General features: G+C 69.0%; 16 protein-coding genes and 1 rRNA gene. 10 read left to right on the top strand and 7 right to left on the bottom strand.

The genetic code is table 11. The annotated features are described in order from the left end of the window. Positions 1-146 precede the first annotated feature (146 nt). Together ABGB12_RS34435 and ABGB12_RS34430 are read left to right on the top strand one after the other, a co-directional pair. A complete protein-coding gene (locus tag ABGB12_RS34435) occupies positions 147-1,007 on the top strand; it encodes an alpha/beta hydrolase (protein ID WP_347684647.1) in 861 nt (286 codons plus the stop codon). A gap of 76 nt (positions 1,008-1,083) precedes the next feature. Further along, positions 1,084-2,331 (top strand): cytochrome P450, encoded by a 1,248-nt coding sequence (locus ABGB12_RS34430; protein ID WP_347684645.1) that lies wholly within the window; start codon positions 1,084-1,086, stop codon positions 2,329-2,331. Positions 2,332-2,398: 67 nt separating this feature from the next. On the opposite strand, the gene ABGB12_RS34425 is transcribed toward ABGB12_RS34430, so the two are convergent. From ABGB12_RS34425 to ABGB12_RS34410, 4 genes are all read right to left on the bottom strand, one after another. Continuing rightward, positions 2,399-3,247: a hypothetical protein gene (locus tag ABGB12_RS34425; RefSeq protein WP_347684643.1), complete on the bottom strand. Its 849-nt coding sequence runs from the start codon at positions 3,245-3,247 to the stop codon at positions 2,399-2,401. 121 nt (positions 3,248-3,368) lie between these two features. Beyond that, positions 3,369-4,631, bottom strand: coding sequence for a class I SAM-dependent methyltransferase (locus ABGB12_RS34420; RefSeq protein WP_347684641.1), 1,263 nt, complete (start codon positions 4,629-4,631; stop codon positions 3,369-3,371). After that, positions 4,628-5,959, bottom strand: a complete 1,332-nt coding sequence (locus ABGB12_RS34415) for an FAD-binding oxidoreductase (RefSeq protein WP_347684639.1) — start codon at positions 5,957-5,959, stop codon at positions 4,628-4,630. Before ABGB12_RS34415 ends, ABGB12_RS34420 begins: the two co-directional genes overlap by 4 nt. Before the next feature lie 159 nt (positions 5,960-6,118). Beyond that, complete coding sequence (locus ABGB12_RS34410) at positions 6,119-6,835, bottom strand: polysaccharide deacetylase family protein (protein WP_347684637.1); 717 nt, start codon at positions 6,833-6,835, stop codon at positions 6,119-6,121. A 202-nt stretch (positions 6,836-7,037) separates the two neighbouring features. Between ABGB12_RS34410 and ABGB12_RS34405 the strand changes: the two genes are divergently transcribed. The 4 genes from ABGB12_RS34405 to ABGB12_RS34390 all read left to right on the top strand — a co-directional run bounded on the left by ABGB12_RS34405 (position 7,038) and on the right by ABGB12_RS34390 (position 11,317). Further along, entirely contained in the window at positions 7,038-7,382 is a 345-nt protein-coding gene (locus ABGB12_RS34405; RefSeq protein ID WP_347684635.1) for a hypothetical protein, read from the top strand. A 55-nt stretch (positions 7,383-7,437) separates the two neighbouring features. Next, complete coding sequence (locus ABGB12_RS34400) at positions 7,438-8,484, top strand: DUF4192 domain-containing protein (RefSeq protein ID WP_347684633.1); 1,047 nt, start codon at positions 7,438-7,440, stop codon at positions 8,482-8,484. Positions 8,485-8,515: 31 nt separating this feature from the next. Then, entirely contained in the window at positions 8,516-10,981 is a 2,466-nt protein-coding gene (locus ABGB12_RS34395; protein WP_347684671.1) for a penicillin acylase family protein, read from the top strand. Positions 10,982-11,125: 144 nt separating this feature from the next. Continuing rightward, positions 11,126-11,317 (top strand): hypothetical protein, encoded by a 192-nt coding sequence (locus tag ABGB12_RS34390; protein WP_347684631.1) that lies wholly within the window; start codon positions 11,126-11,128, stop codon positions 11,315-11,317. Between the two features lie 25 nt (positions 11,318-11,342). Here ABGB12_RS34390 and ABGB12_RS34385 read toward each other — a convergent pair whose 3' ends face one another. After that, the gene (locus ABGB12_RS34385) at positions 11,343-13,436 is read right to left on the bottom strand and encodes an ATP-dependent DNA helicase (protein WP_347684629.1); all 2,094 of its coding nucleotides are present in this window, start codon (positions 13,434-13,436) and stop codon (positions 11,343-11,345) included. 47 nt (positions 13,437-13,483) lie between these two features. After that, complete coding sequence (locus ABGB12_RS34380; protein WP_347684627.1) at positions 13,484-14,695, bottom strand: pyridoxal phosphate-dependent aminotransferase; 1,212 nt, start codon at positions 14,693-14,695, stop codon at positions 13,484-13,486. A gap of 115 nt (positions 14,696-14,810) precedes the next feature. Here ABGB12_RS34380 and ABGB12_RS34375 point away from each other — a divergent pair, with 115 nt between their 5' ends. From ABGB12_RS34375 to ABGB12_RS34360, 4 genes are all read left to right on the top strand, one after another. Next, entirely contained in the window at positions 14,811-15,440 is a 630-nt protein-coding gene (locus ABGB12_RS34375) for a TetR/AcrR family transcriptional regulator (RefSeq protein WP_347684625.1), read from the top strand. 15 nt (positions 15,441-15,455) lie between these two features. Further along, positions 15,456-16,460, top strand: coding sequence for a diiron oxygenase (locus ABGB12_RS34370; RefSeq protein ID WP_347684623.1), 1,005 nt, complete (start codon positions 15,456-15,458; stop codon positions 16,458-16,460). Between the two features lie 118 nt (positions 16,461-16,578). Next, positions 16,579-17,406, top strand: coding sequence for an SDR family oxidoreductase (locus ABGB12_RS34365; RefSeq protein WP_347684621.1), 828 nt, complete (start codon positions 16,579-16,581; stop codon positions 17,404-17,406). A gap of 25 nt (positions 17,407-17,431) precedes the next feature. Continuing rightward, a complete protein-coding gene (locus ABGB12_RS34360) occupies positions 17,432-17,884 on the top strand; it encodes a DUF523 domain-containing protein (protein WP_347684619.1) in 453 nt (150 codons plus the stop codon). A gap of 84 nt (positions 17,885-17,968) precedes the next feature. On the opposite strand, the gene rrf is transcribed toward ABGB12_RS34360, so the two are convergent. Beyond that, positions 17,969-18,070, bottom strand: a 5S ribosomal RNA gene (rrf, locus tag ABGB12_RS34355); the annotation flags it as partial.

Here is an 18,070-nt window from a genome sequence, read left to right as displayed (position 1 = left end):
CGAACAACTTATTTCGTGGCTTCACTCAACTCAGAGAACTGAATCATGCAGAAATACACTTTCAGTCAACGATATCCGAAGCTCACCAGGGAAGCGAGACCTTCATCGGGCGCTCCTGGCCACGCCCGCGGGATAGCGTCACGGGCATGAGCGAGATCACCACGATCCGGGCGAACGGGTTGGAGTTCGGCTGCCTGTCGGCGGGCCCCTCCGACGGTCCACTGGCCCTGCTGCTGCACGGGTTCCCCGACACCCCGCACAGCTGGCGGCATCTGAGCGCGGACCTGGCCGAGGCGGGCTACCGGGTCGTCGCCCCTTACATGCGGGGATACGCCCCGACGCCCCCGGCCCCGGACGGGGCCTACCAGACCGGCGCGCTGGCCTCGGACGCCAACGCCCTGCACGAGGCGCTGGGCGGAGACGAGTCGGCGGTCCTCATCGGACACGACTGGGGCGCCGCAGCCGTCTACAGTGCCCTGGCCTCGGCGCCCGGACGCTGGCGGCGGGCGGTGACGATGGCCCTGCCCCCGGTGAGCGCGCTGCTCGACGGCTTCTTCTCCTACGAGCAGCTCAAGCGGTCGTTCTACATCTTCCTCTTCCAGACCCCGCTGGCCGAGATGGCGCTCGACGAGGGATTCATCGTGAGGCTGTGGCGGGACTGGTCGCCCGGACACGACGAAGACCTCTCCCCCGTCCTGGCCGCGCTGGGCACGCCCGAGAGCAGGGCGGCGGCGATCGGCTACTACCGGGCCATGCTCGACCCGTCACTCCACCTGCCGCGCTATGCCGCCGAGCAGGAGGCCGCCGACAAGGTCGGCACCGTCCCCCTGCTGTATCTGCACGGGGCCGACGACGGGTGCCTGGGCGCGGACGTGATCGGCCTGGACGGCGGGCTGCTCGACCGGCTGCCGCCGGGCTCGAGGACGGAACTCGTCGCGGATGCGGGACACTTTCTGCAGGTAGAGCAGCCCGGGACGGTCAACAAGTCAGTACTGGGATGGTTGTGATCCAGGTAACATACAGCGTACGTCAGATCTTTGGCATGATGTGGTTACCGAATACCGTTCTAGTGAGGGTCGAGACATGCTCGAAGTCGAGGAGATCAACCTGACCGACTGGTCGTTCTGGAGACGACCGTTCGCCGAGCGGAACGAGGCGTTCAAACGGCTGCGCGAGTACCCCGAGCTGGTCGAGTTCGAAGAGCCGGACATGGAGATCATGCCGCAGGGGCCGGGCTACAAGGCCCTGGTCACCCACGCGGACGTCGTCGAGGCCTCGCGCCGCCCGCAGGACTTCTGCTCCGGCAAGGGCTCGATCAGCATCCCGGACATGCCGGGCGACGTGCACGAGTACTTCGGCTCGATGATCGTCATGGACGACCCGCGGCACGCCAAGATCCGGCGCATCGTCTCCCGCGCCTTCTCCCCGCGCATGATCCAGCGGTTCGAGGACCAGATCGAGACCGTCTCCGGGCAGATCATCGACGACCTCAAGGCCGGCAAGGGCACCGGCGACTTCGTCCTGGACGTCGCCGCCCGGCTCCCGCTGAAGATCATCTGCGACATGATGGAGATCCCGGAGTCGGCCTACCAGACCGTCTTCGAGGCCTCCAACGTCATCCTGGCCGGCAACGACCCCGAGTACCTGCCGACCGGCGACGCCATGGGCATGCTCGGCAAGCTCATGGAGGCCGGCGAGGCCCTGCAGAACCTGGTGCAGGAGCTGGCCCGCGAGCGCCGGGGCGGCGACGGGGACGACCTGGTCTCCCTGCTGGTCAACGCCAACATCGACGGCGAGTCGCTGACCGACCAGGAGATGGGTTCCTTCTTCATCCTGCTGGCCGTCGCGGGCAACGAGACCACCCGCAACGCCATCGCGCACGGGCTGCACCTGTTCACCGCCTTCCCCGAGCAGCGCGCCATCCTGCTGAGCGACTACGACAAGTACATCTCCACCGCGATCGAGGAGATCGTGCGGTTCGTCTCCCCGGTGATCTGGATGCGCCGCACCGCCACCCGCGACACCACGCTGAACGAGCACGAGATCAAGGAAGGCGACAAGCTCGTCCTCTACTACAACTCGGCGAACCGCGACGAGAAGGTCTTCACCGACCCCGACAAGTTCGACATCACCCGCTCTCCGAACCCGCACGTCGGCTTCGGAGGCCCCGGCCCCCACTTCTGCATGGGCGCCCACCTGGCCCGCCAGGAGGTCAGCGTCATGTTCCGCCGCCTCTTCACCGAGTTCCCCGACATCAAGGCCGGCACCCCGGACCGGCTCTTCTCCAACTTCATCAACGGCATCAAGCACCTCCCCTACACCCTCGGCTGACCCGGCGCCCACGCCCCGGACCCGACACCCGCGCCCGCCGCCGATCCCCGATCGGCGGCGGGCGTCGTTACAGGCCCAGGTCGGTGAGGACCCTCTCGCGCCAGTGGGCGGAGTCACGCGGGGTGTCGGGGGCGGTGACGGTGAGGTAGGTGGGGCGGTCCGGGGGGCCGGGGTCGAGGCGGAGGGTCAGATGGGTGCGGGCTGAGCCGTGCGGGCAGCGGGCGAGGGCGGAGCCCAGGTCCGCGGCGGTCACGGGGACCCGGGCGGGGAACTCCCGGAAGGCGCGGGACGGAACGCGGGCCAGAGCCGACCAGTGGTCCCGCAGCAGTCTCTGGGCCAGGCCGAGCAGGACCTCCGTCCAGCCGTGGCGCAGCCGGGCGGGGACGCGGCGGACCCTGAGCTCGGGGACCCCGAAGATCCGCAGACCTCTGGTGCGCAACGTCCAGGAACGGTGTGAGCCCGGATCCGGCAGCGCCGCCACCGCGAGCCACTCGGCGGCCGCGAAGTTCCACGGGTCGTCGAACGGATCGGGAGGCCTGGCCCAGGGCTCGAGGTCGGCGGTGACGCCGTCGACGAGGATCCCGCCGGTCCGCTCTGCCAGGTCGTAGCCCGCGGACGCGGCGACCGTGAGATGGTCGGGCGGCCAGGCCGCCGTCCCCGCCACGGTGATCCGCAGATGCCGTTCGGCGGCGCGCAGCCGCCTGACCGTGAAACCGTCGTACTCCAGGCCGCACCGCGCGCAGTCGGGGCACTCTCCGGCCTCGACCAGCCAGGGCAGCGGCGGCTCCCGCCCGTCGACCACGTCGACCAGCGCTAACGTCCCCGTCCTCGGCTCCGGCGGGATCCACAACGGAGCCGCCACCAGATACACGGCGTGGACCACCTCGGGCACCGGGAGGATCAGTGTCTTCGTCATACCGGCAAGCTAGATCCGGTCACCGACATTCCCCGCCCGTTCTCCCCACCCTCGCGGGGACGGCCCGGACAGAGGCGGGCGGCGGCCTCGAGGCCGCCGCCCGTCGCGGAGCCGCCCCCGGTCAGATGCCCCAGGCGGCGCGCAGCGGCATGTCCGACTCCTTGGAGGCGGGGAGCTTCACGCCGAGGATCTGGTGCAGCTGCACCATGTTCTGCTCGAAGCCGAGCCGGCAGCCGGCCATGTAGAGCCGCCAGACCCTGGCCGTCTCCGAGCCGACCTCGGCGACCGCCTCGTCCCAGTGCTCGTCCAGGTTGCGGCACCAGTCCCGCAGGGTCATCGCGTAGTGCTCGCGGAGGTTCTCCTCATGCCGGATCTCGAACCCCTGGTCGTTCATCTGGGTGAGGAGGAACCCGGGGCCCTCCAGCTCGCCGTCGGGGAACACGTAGCGGTTGATGAACCCGTCCGGGCGGATGGAGGCCTGGGTGTTGTCGGGCCGGGTGATGCAGTGGTTGAGCAGCCGCCCGCCCGGCCTGAGCTTGCGGTGCAGGAACCGGAAGTAGTCCGGGACGTTGGCCTGGCCGATGTGCTCGGTGAGGCCGATCGAGCTGACCGCGTCGAACCCCGCCTCGGGAACGTCCCGGTAGTCCATGTGCCGTACCTCGGCCAGCGCGCCCAGCCCCTGCTCGGCGATGGACTTCTGGGCCCACTCGGCCTGCTGTTTGGACAGGGTGACGCCCAGCGCCTTCACCCCGTACTCGCGGGCCGCGTGCATGACCATGCCGCCCCAGCCGCACCCGACGTCCAGCAGGCGCATGCCCGGCCGCAGGCCGAGCTTGCGCGCCACCAGGTCGAACTTGGCGAACTGCGCCTCCTCCAAAGTGGCGTCCTTCGTCGGGTAGAGGGCGCACGTGTAGGCCATGGAGGGGCCCAGCACCCACTCGTAGAAGGTGTTGGAGACGTCGTAGTGGTGGCTGATGGCCTGGGCGTCGCGCTTCTTGGTGTGGCGGCGCAGCCATCCCGTCCTGCGCACCTCGGCGGAGGGCGGATCCACCCTCGTGGCGGCGGCGGCCCGCAGCAACGGGTCGTCGATGACGCTCGCGAACACCTTCAGCCGGTCGGCGACGCTGAGTCCCCTCAGCGCGTGGGAGAGCCTGCTGAGGGTGGTGTGCATGTCTCCGTGCACCTCGATGTGCCCGGCCACGTAGGCGCGGGCGAGCCCGAGCAGGCCGGGCGAGCGGACGAGGTAGGAGACCGCGTAGGGAGATCGGATCTCGACCCGGACGTCCGCGTTCGGGATGCCGGCGCGGCTGCCGTCGTAGGCCGCGAACTCGACCGGCACGGCCTCCCCGTTGGTCACTTTCTCAAATACCTTGGCCAGGGTCATGTACCCCTCACACATTTGTCATAGAGGTCATACAGGCGACGCCCGGAGTCGTATTTGTCCTTGAGCGCCTGATAGGTTGCGCCGTCGTAGTGGCGCCAGAATTCGTCGCGTGAATAGAAGGAGGTGGAATAGAGCGACTTGTGCCCGTCCAGTGAGTCCACCACCCGCTCGATCCGGCGGTTGTGGTGATCGGGCAGCTTGCCGGGCTGCTGGGGGATCGTCCCCCAGAATCCGACGTTGACGTAGCTACGGCCGGGTTCCAGCGGGTAGAGCGGCCACTTCTCCCCGGCCTTGAGCGGGCAGAGCCAGATCGGGCTCATGCCGATCTCCTCGTGGAAGAACTCGAGGAACTCCGGCAGCCGCTCGGTGGGGACCTCGATGTCCTGGATGACGTCCTCACGCGGCGGCCTGCCCGTCCAGCGGTCGGCCCGCGCGGTGAGGTGGGTGCGCTTGTCCAGTGCGACGAGCCTGCGGTAGACGTCCGAGCGCTTCCTGGAGTCCGGCCACAGCCGGCGCACCCACGGCCGCTGCAGGCCGAAGGCCCCCGAGCACCAGAACCAGTCGGTGTCCCAGCGCCACAGGTAGTCGTGAACGGTCAGGAAGTCGACCGAACGCTCCTGGACGGAGCGGAAATAGATCTTCTGGCCGGTGTAGTCGGAGCGGTAGGGCGCGGTGTCGGTGAACGTGCCCACCGTCAGGTAGACCTCGTCCGGGCCGAACACCGTGCCGTCCAGGAAGTCGGCGTCCTGGATCTCGAGGATCGCCCGTGCCGCCTCGGCGGCGTCGGTGAAACGCAGGTGCCGGAGTTTCACGAACGGCTTCACCGGGATGAGGTCGATCGTGAGCTTCAGCGCGTACCCGAGCGTCCCGTAGGAGTTGGGGAACCCGTAGAAGAGGTCGGCGTGCTCGTTGTCGCGGCGCGCCGTGACGATCTGGCCGTCCCCGGTGAGGATGTCCATCTCCCGGACGGCCTCGTGCGGCAGGCCCCGCCGGAACGACGTCGACTCGATGCCCAGGCCCGTGACGGCGCCGCCCAGGGTGATGGTCTTCAACTGCGGGACGACCGTCGGCATCATGCCGTGGCGCAACGTCTCCGCCACCAGGTCCTCGTAGGTGGTCATGCCCTGGACGACCGCCGTGTCGCCCTCCACCTCCAGCACCCGGTCGAACCCGCTCACGTCCAGGCCCGGTGCGGCGGGCGCGTCCCGGAACCGGAACAGGTTCGATGTCTTCTTGGCCAGCCGCACCGGGGATCCCGGTGGAATGGCGGCGTAGGACGCACGCAGTGCTGCCACCGCGGCGTCATGTGAGGATCCGACTGCGAGCATGAGGCGCCTCCTCCTTCGATCTTCACATCCGCTTATGAAGATAAACCTCTCGTCCCGTAAAAGATCTACGCCCATTTGACGTATCTCGCCAGCCATAATTAATGGACACAGTCCATTCCCTTATGGGCATGGCGCGGATGGCGGCCCTGCTCAGGACGCTCAGGTGGCGGCACGCTCCCGGTACTGGCGGCCCGGCTCGACGGAGACTCCGGCCAGGAGCTCGCTGACCGTCACGAATTTGTAGCCACGTTCGGCCAGCGTCGTGAGGATCTTCGGCACCGCGTTCACGCTGCTCGCGTGGACGTCGTGCAGCAGGACGATGTCGCCGGCCCTGGTCTGGGAGAGCACCCGGCGTTCGACCAGGGCAGTGTCGCGGTTCCGCCAGTCGAGCGGATCCACCGCCCACATGACCTGGGCCAGGCCGAGCCTCTTGGCCGCGGAGGCGACACGCGCGTTGGTCGCGCCATAGGGGGGACGCATCAGAGTCGTGCCGTGGCCGATGTTCTTCCCGATGGCGGCCTCGGTCTTCTCGAGCTCCTCGCGGACGCCTTCCGAGGAGAGGGTGGTGAGGTCGGCGTGGCTCCAGGTGTGGTTGGCGATCTCATGGCCGTCGGCCATCTCCCTGCGGAGGATCCCCGGATACTCCTCGACCATCCGGCCCACCACGAAGAAGGTGGCTTTCACCCGGTGCTGGGCGAGGATCTGAAGCAGCCTGTCGGTTCCTCCCACCGGACCGTCGTCGAAGGTGAGCGCGACGCACTTGGCCACCGCGCAGTTCACCTTGGTGTACTCCGGGCGCAGGCCGCGGCGGACGTCCGGGTCCGGCTCCCGGAGCGACACGGGTGGGGGCGCCGGCACGGCCCGGCCCGCGCTCATCGGCGTCACCTTCCCCGTGGAACCCCCACAGGCCGCCAGAGTCCCGATGAGCCCGGCCATCAGCACGATCCGCCTCATCGCTCCCCCCGATCACCGGAAACGATATGGACATGCCCGGGCATACACCTCGGGGAACCAGATGCCGGATATCTTCGTTATCGTTTTCCCTCCACTTTTCCCCAACAGGACGGTCGGAATAGGGATGAAGTTCTGGGACCGTTTCGGACTCCGCCGTCACCGCGGCGGAGCGATCCAGCGATTCGACCGGGAAGCGACGGATTCCGACATCAAGGCGCTCATCGCCTTCGCCAAGGAGCGGCGGGGTGTGGAGTTCTACGTCGAACCCGAGACCTTCGCCACCGACACCACCGCCGTCGCGGTCGCCCACGACGGTGAGTGGACCAGGCGGCGGGTGGGCGCGCCCGCGGTCATCGCCAAGGTGGCACGGGACCTGAGATTGCCCGTCTATGACGTGCAGATAACCGGATATCCCCAACGAATGCGTGAATGGAACGAACGCCACAAAAACCAGCGAGGATCCCTCTGAGCCGGTTGTCCACAGGGTTCCCGCGAGGCGGCCGGATCCGTGGGAACGTCTGGGCATGAACGATCCACGGCTCAGCGATCCGCGGCGGGGCGCCTCCCCGCTGGTCATCCGCGACCCCGGCGACCTCGTCTCGGCGGTCCCCTACATGCTGGGATTCCATCCGTCCGACAGCCTGGTGGTGATCGGCTGCGGCGGCCCGCGGGGCTCCTGCGCGCTGCGGTACGACTTAACTCTTCCTCCCGCGGCGGCCCTGCACCTGGCCGAGGTGCTCACCTTCCACGGTTTCGAAACGGCGATGCTCGCCGGTTACGGGCCGAGGGAACGGGTGGACCCGGCGATCGCGCTGGCCGTCCGGGCGCTGTCGGCCACCGGAATCAGGGTGCACGAGACGGTACGCGTCCACGAGGGTCGCTTCTGGTCCGACTCCTGCGATGGCCGGGGTCAGGAGCTCGCCACCACGGCCCTGGCGGCGCAGGCCGTCCTCGATGGGCTGGTCGCCCTGCCGGACCGCGACAGCCTCGCGGCGACCATCGCCCCGCTCCCCGACCCCGTGCGGGCCCGGGCCCTGCGGGAGACGGAGCTGGTCGGCGGCGAGGTCGCGGTGTCCGAGGGGCTCGCCCTGGTACGCGAGCTGGCGGGACGGCTGGAGCGGGGGCAGCCGCCGCCGTCGATGCCGCGGATCGCCCGGCTCACCGTGGCGCTGTCCGAGATCCGGGTGCGGGACGAGGCCTGGGTCCGGATCGACCCCTGTTCGCTTCCCCCGCATCTGGAGTTCTGGCGCCATGTGCTGCGACGTACCGCGCCCTCATACCGGGCGGCTCCCGCCTCGCTGTTCGCCTACTGCGCCTTCGTCTCGGGCGACGGAGGGCTCGCCAACCTCGCGCTCGACCTGGCGTTGGAGGCCGATCCCGGCTACTCCATGGCCCTGCTTCTGCGCCAGGCCATCGCGTCCGGGATGCACCCGTCCGCGGCGGTGATCGGGCTGGCTCCCGAGGACCTCGCCGAGGCCTATGAGGATCCGCCGGAGCTGCGGGAGCGCCCGGCCGCGAGAGAAAAGGAGGAAAAACCAGGAGACGAGGGGGCTTACGTGCCTTTTGAGTGATCTGGGTCATAGAGTGCACGACGTGAATTTCATGCGTCGATGGCCCTGGCCGCTCCGCTGGAGCGCCCGGATCCTTGCTCTTGTGCTGGTCCTCGCCCTCGTGGCCGCCCTCTGGGTGGTGTGGACCGTCCGCCGGTCCTTCCCCGACCTTGAAGGGAAGGTCCGGCTGACGGGGCTCAACGCCTCGGTCACCGTGCACCGGGACGCCTACGGGGTGCCGCAGATCTACGCCTCATCACCCGAGGACCTCTTCAAGGCCCAGGGATACGTGACGGCGCAGGACAGGTTCTGGGAGATGGACTTCCGGCGCCATGTGACGTCCGGCCGGCTGTCGGAGCTGTTCGGCGAGGCGACCGTCGAGACCGACAAGGTCGTGCGGACACTCGGCTGGCGGCGGATCGCCGAACAGGAGCTCGCCCTGCTGCATCCGGAGACCGTCCGGCTGCTCCAGGCGTACGCCGACGGCGTGAACGCCTGGCTGAAGCATCACCCCGACACCGCGGACCAGTCTCTCGAGTACTCGGTACTCGGCCTTCAGCGCAGCGGCTACCGGCCCGAACGCTGGACTCCGGCGGACTCGGTGGCCTGGCTCAAGGCGATGGCCTGGGACCTGCGCTCCAACATGGACGACGAGCTCGGCCGCGCCCTCGCCGGGACCAGGCTTCCTCGGGAACGGGTCGACCAGCTCTACCCCGAGTACGACGACGAGCGGATGCCGGTCATCGTCGCGAGCGGGGAGAAGTCCGGTGAGAAGCCGGCCGGCACGACGGAGCGGGCACCCGCCAGAGCGCTGAGCGGCGTGCTGGAGACTATCCACGCCATGCCCGAACTGCTCGGCAACGGCGCCTCGGAGATCGGTTCCAACTCCTGGGTCGTCTCCGGTTCGCGCACGGCCACCGGCAAGCCGCTGCTGGCCAACGACCCGCACCTGGCCCCGCAGATGCCGTCGGTCTGGTACCAGGCCGGACTGCACTGCCTGAAGGTCACCGAGGAATGCCCCTATGACGTCACCGGGTTCACCTTCGCCGGGCTGCCCGGTGTCGTCATCGGGCACAACCAGCGCGTCGCCTGGGGCTTCACCAACCTCGGCCCCGACGTGACCGACCTGTACATCGAACGGCTCGACGGACAGAGCTCCGAGTACGAGGGCCGCAAGGAGCCCCTGCAGATCCGGGAGGAGACCATCGAGGTCGCCGGCGGCGAGGACGTCCGGCTCACCGTCCGCGCCACCCGGCACGGACCGATCATCTCCGACGTGCTGGAGGACCCGGGCAAACTGGTCTCCGGCCCGGCCGAGGCGATCGCGATGCGCTGGACGGCCCTGGACCCCGGCCGCACCGCCGACGCCGTCTTCAAGATGAACCGCTCGACGGACTGGAAGTCCTTCCGCGAGGCGGCCGCCGCCTTCGAAGTGCCTTCGCAGAACCTCGTCTACGCGGACGTCGACGGCAACATCGGCTACCAGTCCCCCGGACGCATCCCGGTCCGGAGCAAGGGCGACGGTACCCGGCCCGTCCCCGGCTGGGACGGCGAGCACGAGTGGAAGGGCTTCCTTCCGTTCGAGGAGCTGCCCTCGATCCAGAACCCGGAGAAGGGCTACATCGTCACCGCCAACAACGCGGTCGTCGACTCCGCCTACGATCACCTGCTCACCAGGGACTGGGCCTACGGATACCGCGCGGCCCGCATAGACGAGCTGCTCGAAGCCTCCGCCAAGATCGACGTGGCCGGCATGGCGAAAATCCAGTTGGACTCCCGCAACGGCTTCGCCCCGACCCTGGTCCCCCACCTGCAGCGGACCGGCTCCGGCCTCAAGGGCGTCGAGCTGCTGAAGGACTGGGACTTCACCCAGCCCGTCGACTCGGCGGCCGCCGCCTTCTACAACGCCGCCTGGCGCCACCTGCTCCTGCGCGCTTTCAACGACGATCTCCCCGAAGGAGCCCGCCCCGACGGCGGCGACCGCTGGTTCGAGGTGGTCCGCGCCCTCCTGGAGGCCCCGGACGACCCTTACTGGGACGACATCTCCACCCCGGAGAAGGAGGACCGCGACACCATCCTCAAGTCCGCTCTCCGGGACGCCGCCGACGAGCTGACCGACCTGCTCGGCAGCGACCCGTCCGGGTGGCGCTGGGGCGACCTGCACACCCTCACCGTGACCAACCAGACCTTCGGCACCTCGGGCATCGGCGTCATCGAGCGCCTCTTCAACCGCGGCCCCCTGCACCTTCCCGGAGGCCAGTCCATCGTCAACGCCACCGGCTGGGACGCCCAGGAAGGCTACGCCGTCGACTGGGTCCCCTCCATGCGCCTGGTGGCCGACCTGTCCGACTTCGACGCCTCCCGCTACATCAACCTCACCGGCGCCGACGGCCACGCGTTCTCCGACCACTACTGGGACCAGACCTCCCTGTGGTCCGAAGGCAAGACGATCCCCTGGCGCTTCACCTCCGCCCGCATCGAGAAGGAGTCGCGCCACACCCTCACCCTGACCCCCTGACCCTCTGGTGCCCCCGCCCCGTGCGGGGGCACCCCCGTCGCCCCCGCAGTCGCCTGAAACACCCGAGTCCCCTGCGACGAACAGGTAGAGGAACGGGCGGAACATCCGTCCTGCCCTTCCGGCGCGCCTCGCGAGGAGAAGATCGTGGAAGTTCTGCCCTGGGACCCGGAGAACTACGCTCCCGGCCGCATCAGCCGCCTCCGCTGCACCTGGGGCGGCAACGGCCCCGACGACCCCTGCACCGGAGAGATGAAGTACACCGTCATCGACGGCAACGGCGCCCGCTGGTCCAGCTGCGAAGCCCACTGGACCGCCTACCGTGACTCCCTGCGCTGACCCCGCGGACGGGACGCCCGCGGGGTCAGGTGGCGGTGAGACGGGTGAGGGCGGAGCGGACGACGGCCGGGTCGGTGGTGGTCCAGAAAGGAGGCAGCGAGGACAGGAGGAAGGAGCCGTAGGCCTTGGTGGACAGGCGGGGGTCGAGGACGGCGACGACGCCCTTGTCGGAGGTGCTGCGCAGCAGGCGGCCGGCGCCCTGGGCCAGGAGGAGGGCGGCTTGGGAGGCGGCCACCTGCATGAAACCGTTGCCGCCTCGGGCATCTATGGCGCGCTGGCGGGCCGAGGCGACCGGGTCGTCGGGGCGGGGGAAGGGGATGCGGTCCATGACGACCAGGGACAGGGAGGGGCCCGGGACGTCGACGCCCTGCCAGAGGGACAGGGTGCCGAAGAGGCAGGTCTCGGGGGACTCGGCGAACTGCTTGACCAGCTGGGACGTGGAGTCCTCGCCCTGGCAGAGGACGGGGAGGTCGACCTCGATCTCCTCGGCGGCCTGCTTGGCCGCGCGCATCGAGGAGAACAGGCCGAGGGTGCGTCCCCCGGCGGCCCGGATGAGGTCGGCGAGCTCCTCCAGGTACTCCTTGGGCAGGCCGTCACGGCCGGGAATCGGCAGGTGCCTGGCGAGGTAGAGGATGCCGCTGCGCGGGTAGTCGAACGGGGAGCCGACGTCCAGGCCCGACCAGACCAGGGGTTTCTCGTCGTCGGCGGAGGCGCTCTCGTCCTCGGCCGCGGGGATCTGCGGCTCGGCCCCGCCGAGGGGGGGCAGCCCCCACTGGCGGGCGAGCGGCTCGAACGAACCGCCCAGGGTGAGGGTGGCCGAGGTGAGGATCGTGGTGCGGGTCCGGAACAGGGACTCGCTCAGCAGCCCGCCGACGGCAATGGGCGCGACGTGCAGCGCGGGCGGCCACTTGCCGTCGAAGGACTTGGAGAGCCAGACGACGTCCCAGCGCTCGGGGATCGGCGCCTCGAACGACTTGAGCATGCGCTCCGCCGTGGTGCGCAGGTCCTCCAGCGCGGTCTTGGCGGCCCTGCGCCCGGCGGAGACGGCGGGGTCGGCCTCCTTCGGCTCGGGCCCGAGCGCCCGCAGGCACTCCTGGGCGGTGTCCCGGAGCGCCAGGAGGGTGTTGCCCAGGTGCGACGGCAGCATGTCCAGCCGGGCGGCGTTCTGCTCATCCAGCGCGACCCGCAGATCCTCGCCGAGTTCCTTGAGCCGGTCGGCGCTCCGGTCTGAGACGAGCTTGCCCGCGCGTCTCGCCGCCGTCTCCACCGCACCCGCCGACAGCTCCGACGAGGCCACCGAGGTGACCCGGTCGACGAGGTCGTGGGCCTCGTCGATGACGACGGCGTCGTGCTCGGGCAGCACCTGGAAGTCCTCGAGCGCGTCGATGGCCAGCATCGCGTGGTTGGTCACCACCAGGTCGGCCTCCGCGGCCTGGGCCCTGGCCAGCTCAGAGAAGCAGGACTGGGCCTGCGGGCAGCGCTGCCCGCCCAGGCATTCCTTGGCCGAGACCGACACCTGCCGCCAGGCCTGTTCGGAGACGCCGGGCACCAGCTCGTCCCGGTCACCCGTCTCGGTGCGTTCCGCCCATTCGTGCAACCGCTGCACCTGGCGTCCGAGCGCCGAGACCTGGGAGGTGTCGAACAGCCCCTCCTCGGGGTCGTCCGGCGCTCCCACCGACATCCGGTTGAGGCAGACGTAGTTGCGTCGGCCTTTGAGGATCGCGTAGTGCAGTTCCCTGCCGAGCAGCGGCTCGAGCGCCGCGGCCAGCCGGGGCAGGTCCCTGTCGACGAGTTGCTGCTGCAGCGCGATGGTCGCCGTGGAGACCACGACCGTGACCCCTTTGGAGACGGCGTGGCGCACCGCCGGAACCAGGTAGGCCAGGGACTTGCCCGTGCCCGTCCCCGCCTGCACGGCCAGATGTTCCTTGCGCCGCAGCGCCTGGTCGACGGCCTCGACCATCTTGGTCTGGCCCGGTCTCTCCCTGCCGCCGACCGCCTCCACTGCCGCGACCACCAGCTCGTTCAGCGGCGGCAGGTCCTTCTTGGCGATACGGGGCTGGGAAGCAGGAGAAGACACCCCGCAACCGTACCGGCCCGCACCCACAGAACGCTCCGTCATCCACAGGCTCCCTCGCCGCGCTTCCGGAAGTCCCGCCGCGCGGCGGGTCAGGTGCGACGCGTCTCCAGGAAGGCCGCGAACCGCCCAAGGGCGTCCTCCAGGATCTCGGCGTGCGGCAGCGTGACGAACCGGAAATGGTCGGGCCGAGGCCAGTTGAACCCCGTCCCGTGGACGATGAGCAGCTTCTGCTCCTCCAGGAGTTCCAGGCAGAACCGCACGTCGTCGGCGATCGGGTACATCAGCGGGTCGAGCCTCGGGAAGACGTACAACGCCCCCTTGGGCTGCACGCAGCTCACTCCGGGGATGTCGTTCAGCAGTTTGACGGCGCGGTCCCGCTGTTCGAGCAGCCGTCCTCCGGGCAGGACGAGGTCCCGGATGCTCTGCCGTCCGCCCAGGGCCGCCTGGATGGCGTGCTGCGCCGGCGCGTTCGGGCACAGCCGCATGTTGGCGATGAGCTCGATGCCCTCTATGTAGGACTCGGCTTCCAGCTTCGGCCCGGACAGCACCACCCAGCCGGAGCGGAACCCCGCCACCCGGTAGGACTTCGACAACCCGCTGAAGGTCAGGCAGAACAGGTCGGGGGCGAGCGCGGCGATCGAGGTGTGGACCGCCTCGTCGTAGAGGATCCGGTCGTAGATCTCGTCCGAGAAGACGATCAGGTCGTGCCGCCGCGCCAGTTCCGCGATCCGCTCCAGCACCTCGGCCGAGTAGACGGCCCCGGTCGGGTTGTTGGGGTTGATGACCACCACCGCCTTCGTCCGAGCGGTGATCTTGTCCTCCATGTCCTGGAGGGAGGGCTGCCAGGCGTCCTCCTCGTCGCACAGGTAGTGCACCGGGGTGCCTCCGCCGAGCGACACCGCGGCGGTCCACAGCGGGTAGTCCGGGGCGGGGATCAGCACCTCGTCACCGTCGTTCAGCAGCGCCTGCATCGCCATGACGATCAGTTCGGAGACGCCGTTGCCCAGGAAGACGTCCTCGACGTCCAGCCCTCGGAAGCCCTGGCTCTCGTAGTGCTGCACCACGGCCCGCCGCGCGGAGAGCAGTCCCTTGGAGTCGCTGTAGCCGTGCGCCTGGGAGAGGTTGTGGACGACGTCCTGGAGGATCTCCGGCGGGGCCTCGAAGCCGAACGGCGCGGGGTTGCCGATGTTGAGCTTGAGCACCCTGTGCCCGGCGTCCTCGAGCTGTTTGGCCCGCTTGAGCACCGGCCCCCGGATCTCATAACAGACGTTCGCCAGCTTGTCCGACTGTTTCACCCACATGACATCACAGTAGTCGTGGACCGTTCCTTGTGTCGTCCGGGTTTCGGGGGGCTGTGACCCGGGCTACATACAAGCAGGCTTGCTTGCTTGTATGTACTCGACGTACTGTCCAGGCATGCCCATGAGCAGGCGCCGCTACCACAGGACCAGCAGCCGCACCCAGGCCGAACGCCGTTCCGCCACCCAGGCCCGGCTGCTGGAGGCCACCGCCGACACCCTCGCCGACCTCGGCTGGGCCGGACTCTCCACCACCGAGGTCTCCCGGCGCGCCGGGGTCAGCCGCGGCGCACAGCAGCACCACTACCCCACCAAGATGGAGCTGGTGGCCGCCGCGCTGGAACATCTCCTGGGTCGCCTGCGCGACGAGTACCAGACCGCCTACACCCGCCTGCCGGACGAGCAGCGCAACGTCGCCGGGGCCCTGGAGTTGTTCTGGGCGACGCTCCAGCAGCCCCCCGCCCTGGCCCTGCTGGAGCTGGCGCTGGCCGGCCGCACCGACGAGACCCTGCACGAACTCAGCAAGCAGCTGAACAACCGGGTCGTGGAGATCATCAAGGAGGTCTTCCACGAGCTGTTCCCCGAGAGCCTCCCCGAGGACGTGGTCGACACCCTGATCCGCGGGTTGTTCGCCCTGCTGGTCGGCCTCTCTCTGCAGCACTCACTGGACGGCGACGAGAACGGGCACCAGCGCGCCGTCCTGGACATGATCAAAGCCTTCGCCCAGGACCTCATCCCCCCGGCATAACGAGGAGCAAGCGCCATGGCCAAGCCACCCACCGAACTCGCCGAGGAACTCCGCGAGACGGTCAAGGATCGCAAGTCCTACCTGGGCGTCATCGATCGCCTGAACAAGGCCAGTGTCGACAAGCACTGGGAGGCCTACGCCGACATCCCGTGGGACGACCCGGACTACCGCATCGACCCCGACGACCCGCGCTGGATCCTGCCGGCCGACGACCGGCTCGGCTCCACCGACTGGTACCAGGCCCAGCCCGTCGAGATCCAGGCCCGGATCGGGCTGTGGCGGGTGGCCACCGCGATGAAGATCGGTCTGCAGTTCGAGAACCTGCTCAAGCGCGGCCTGCTCAACTACGCCTACCGGCTGCCCAACGGCCGCCCGGAGTTCCGGTACGTCTACCACGAGACGACCGAGGAGTGTCATCACGGGATGATGTTCCAGGAGTTCGTCAACCGCACCAGGATGCCGATCAAGGGCATGCCCCGGTCGCTCAGCCTCGTGGCCCAGCTCGCCCCGCTGATCCCCCTGGTCTCGACCGAGCTCTTCTTCGTCTTCGTGCTCGGCGGCGAGGACCCGATCGACTACGTGCAGCGCAGGTGGATCAAGGAGGGACGCAGCAAGCACCCGCTCGAAGAGACCATCATGAAGATCCACATCGCCGAGGAGGCCCGGCACATCTCCTTCGCCCGGCACTTCCTCAAGCACCGGGCGCCCCGGCTGAGCCGGGTGCGCCGCCAGGCCCTCGGCCTGTTCACCCCGATCGTGCTGGGGGTGATGGCCCGGATCATGCTCTCCCCGCCCGGCTCGATGGTCCGGCACTTCGGCATCCCGCAGGACGTGGTGCGCGAGGCGTACCAGAACGACGCCGCGCGGGTGGAGCTGCGCAACTGCGTCGCCAAGATCCGTGACCTGATGGCGGAGCTGGGTCTCGTCAACGGGGTCAACCGGCGGCTCTGGTCCGCCTTCGGCATCTGGGACGAGCCCAAGGTCCGCAAGACCGCCAAGACGGTTCAGAACGCCGCGTGAATTCCCCCGGTGTGCGTCCTTCTCCCGGAGAAGGACGCACATCTTTCAGTAGTGCCGCCGCAGGTCAGCGCCCTAGAATCTAGCGAATTGTCGACTTGATCAAGATTTGGGGCGTCTCATGAGCATCACGATCGTCACCGGAGGCGCTTCCGGAATCGGGCGCTCCCTCGCCGCGGAACTGGCCGGACGAGACCACACCGTGATCATCGCCGACATCGACGCCGCGGGCGCGGCCGAGACCGCCGAACGCCTCAACAGCCGATCCGACGGCAAGACCTTCGCCGCCGCCCTCGACGTCACCGACGCAGACGCCGTCCGGGACCTCTACCAGCAGGTCGCCCGCGACCACGGAAGGCTCGACCTCGTCTTCAACAACGCCGGCATCGCCGTCGCCGGACTGGCCGAGGAACTCACCCTCGCCCACTGGCACCGCGCCATCGAGATCAACCTGAGAGGCGTCGTCCACGGAGTGGACGCCGCCTACCGGATCATGCTGGAACAAGGTTCCGGCCACATCGTGAACACCGCGTCGCTCGCCGGTCTCTTCCCCATGCCGCTGGGCCTGCCCTACACCGCCACCAAGCACGCGGTCGTCGGCCTGAGCCTCGGCCTCCGCGCCGAAGCCGCCACCCGCGGCATCAAGGTCAGCGCCGTCTGCCCCGGCTTCGTCGACACCAGCCTCCTCAAGACGGTCAACGCCGGGCTCCCCGAAACCGGTATGAGCAGCAAGCCCGAAGCCGTGGACGAGCCCCCGGCCAAGAACCTGTACTCCCCCGAAGCCATGGCCCAGGACATCATGAAGGGCGTGGCCCGCAACCGCGCCCTCATCATCGCGCCCGCCTCCAGCCGACTCGCCTGGCGCGCCATGCGGGTCAGCCCGAGACTCGCCGTCCGGCTCGGCCGGATCGCCGTGAAGGGCTACCGCAAGGAGCACGACCTGGGCTGACCCGCTCCACGGCTACCGTGGAGACATGGAACGGGTACTGGTGAGCGGCTGCCTTCTGGGACAGCCCGTCCGCTACGACGGCAAGGCCAAGACCAACTCATCGGACATCCTGGCCCGCTGGCGAACCGAAGGACGAGTGGTCCCGTTCTGCCCGGAACTCGCCGGCGGCCTCGGAGTCCCCCGTCCTCCCGCCGAACTCCAGGCCGGACGGGTCATCACCGTCAACGGCCAAGACGTCACCGATGCCTTCACCCGAGGCGCGGAACTCGCCCTCGCCGCCGCCCGGAACGCCGGAGCACGCATCGCCGTCCTGAAGGAAGGCAGCCCTTCCTGCGGCAGCGGCCTGATCGCGGACGGCACCTTCGGCGGCGGCAAGATCCCCGGCGAAGGCCTCACCACAGCACTCCTCCGCGCCCACGGCATCACCGTCTTCAACGAAGAACAATTCGAAGCCGCAGACGCGCTACTCAGCGACTAAGACCTGTCCGGCCGCTCAGCGGCAACAAAAGGGCCGGAAATGCGGAAAGGCCCCGGACGGATGTCCGGGGCCTCTCGACGCTGATTGCGGCGGTGACCTACTCTCCCACACGGTCTCCCATGCAGTACCATCGGCGCTGGAGGGCTTAACTTCCGGGTTCGAGATGGGACCGGGTGTCTCCCCTCC

Source organism: Actinocorallia sp. B10E7, assembly GCF_039871655.1.
Taxonomy (GTDB): domain Bacteria; phylum Actinomycetota; class Actinomycetes; order Streptosporangiales; family Streptosporangiaceae; genus Actinocorallia.
This window is presented reverse-complemented; position numbering and strand designations above follow the sequence as displayed.

Excerpts from the sequence above, each read along its gene's own strand:
- ABGB12_RS34435 (WP_347684647.1), top strand. The coding sequence starts at position 147 with ATGAGCGAGATCACCACGATCCGGGCGAACGGGTTGGAGTTCGGCTGC.
- ABGB12_RS34430 (WP_347684645.1), top strand. The coding sequence starts at position 1,084 with ATGCTCGAAGTCGAGGAGATCAACCTGACCGACTGGTCGTTCTGGAGA.
- ABGB12_RS34425 (WP_347684643.1), bottom strand. The coding sequence starts at position 3,247 with ATGACGAAGACACTGATCCTCCCGGTGCCCGAGGTGGTCCACGCCGTG.
- ABGB12_RS34420 (WP_347684641.1), bottom strand. The coding sequence starts at position 4,631 with ATGACCCTGGCCAAGGTATTTGAGAAAGTGACCAACGGGGAGGCCGTG.
- ABGB12_RS34415 (WP_347684639.1), bottom strand. The coding sequence starts at position 5,959 with ATGCTCGCAGTCGGATCCTCACATGACGCCGCGGTGGCAGCACTGCGT.
- ABGB12_RS34410 (WP_347684637.1), bottom strand. The coding sequence starts at position 6,835 with ATGAGCGCGGGCCGGGCCGTGCCGGCGCCCCCACCCGTGTCGCTCCGG.
- ABGB12_RS34405 (WP_347684635.1), top strand. The coding sequence starts at position 7,038 with ATGAAGTTCTGGGACCGTTTCGGACTCCGCCGTCACCGCGGCGGAGCG.
- ABGB12_RS34400 (WP_347684633.1), top strand. The coding sequence starts at position 7,438 with ATGAACGATCCACGGCTCAGCGATCCGCGGCGGGGCGCCTCCCCGCTG.
- ABGB12_RS34395 (WP_347684671.1), top strand. The coding sequence starts at position 8,516 with ATGCGTCGATGGCCCTGGCCGCTCCGCTGGAGCGCCCGGATCCTTGCT.
- ABGB12_RS34385 (WP_347684629.1), bottom strand. The coding sequence starts at position 13,436 with ATGACGGAGCGTTCTGTGGGTGCGGGCCGGTACGGTTGCGGGGTGTCT.
- ABGB12_RS34380 (WP_347684627.1), bottom strand. The coding sequence starts at position 14,695 with ATGTGGGTGAAACAGTCGGACAAGCTGGCGAACGTCTGTTATGAGATC.
- ABGB12_RS34375 (WP_347684625.1), top strand. The coding sequence starts at position 14,811 with ATGCCCATGAGCAGGCGCCGCTACCACAGGACCAGCAGCCGCACCCAG.
- ABGB12_RS34370 (WP_347684623.1), top strand. The coding sequence starts at position 15,456 with ATGGCCAAGCCACCCACCGAACTCGCCGAGGAACTCCGCGAGACGGTC.
- ABGB12_RS34365 (WP_347684621.1), top strand. The coding sequence starts at position 16,579 with ATGAGCATCACGATCGTCACCGGAGGCGCTTCCGGAATCGGGCGCTCC.
- ABGB12_RS34360 (WP_347684619.1), top strand. The coding sequence starts at position 17,432 with ATGGAACGGGTACTGGTGAGCGGCTGCCTTCTGGGACAGCCCGTCCGC.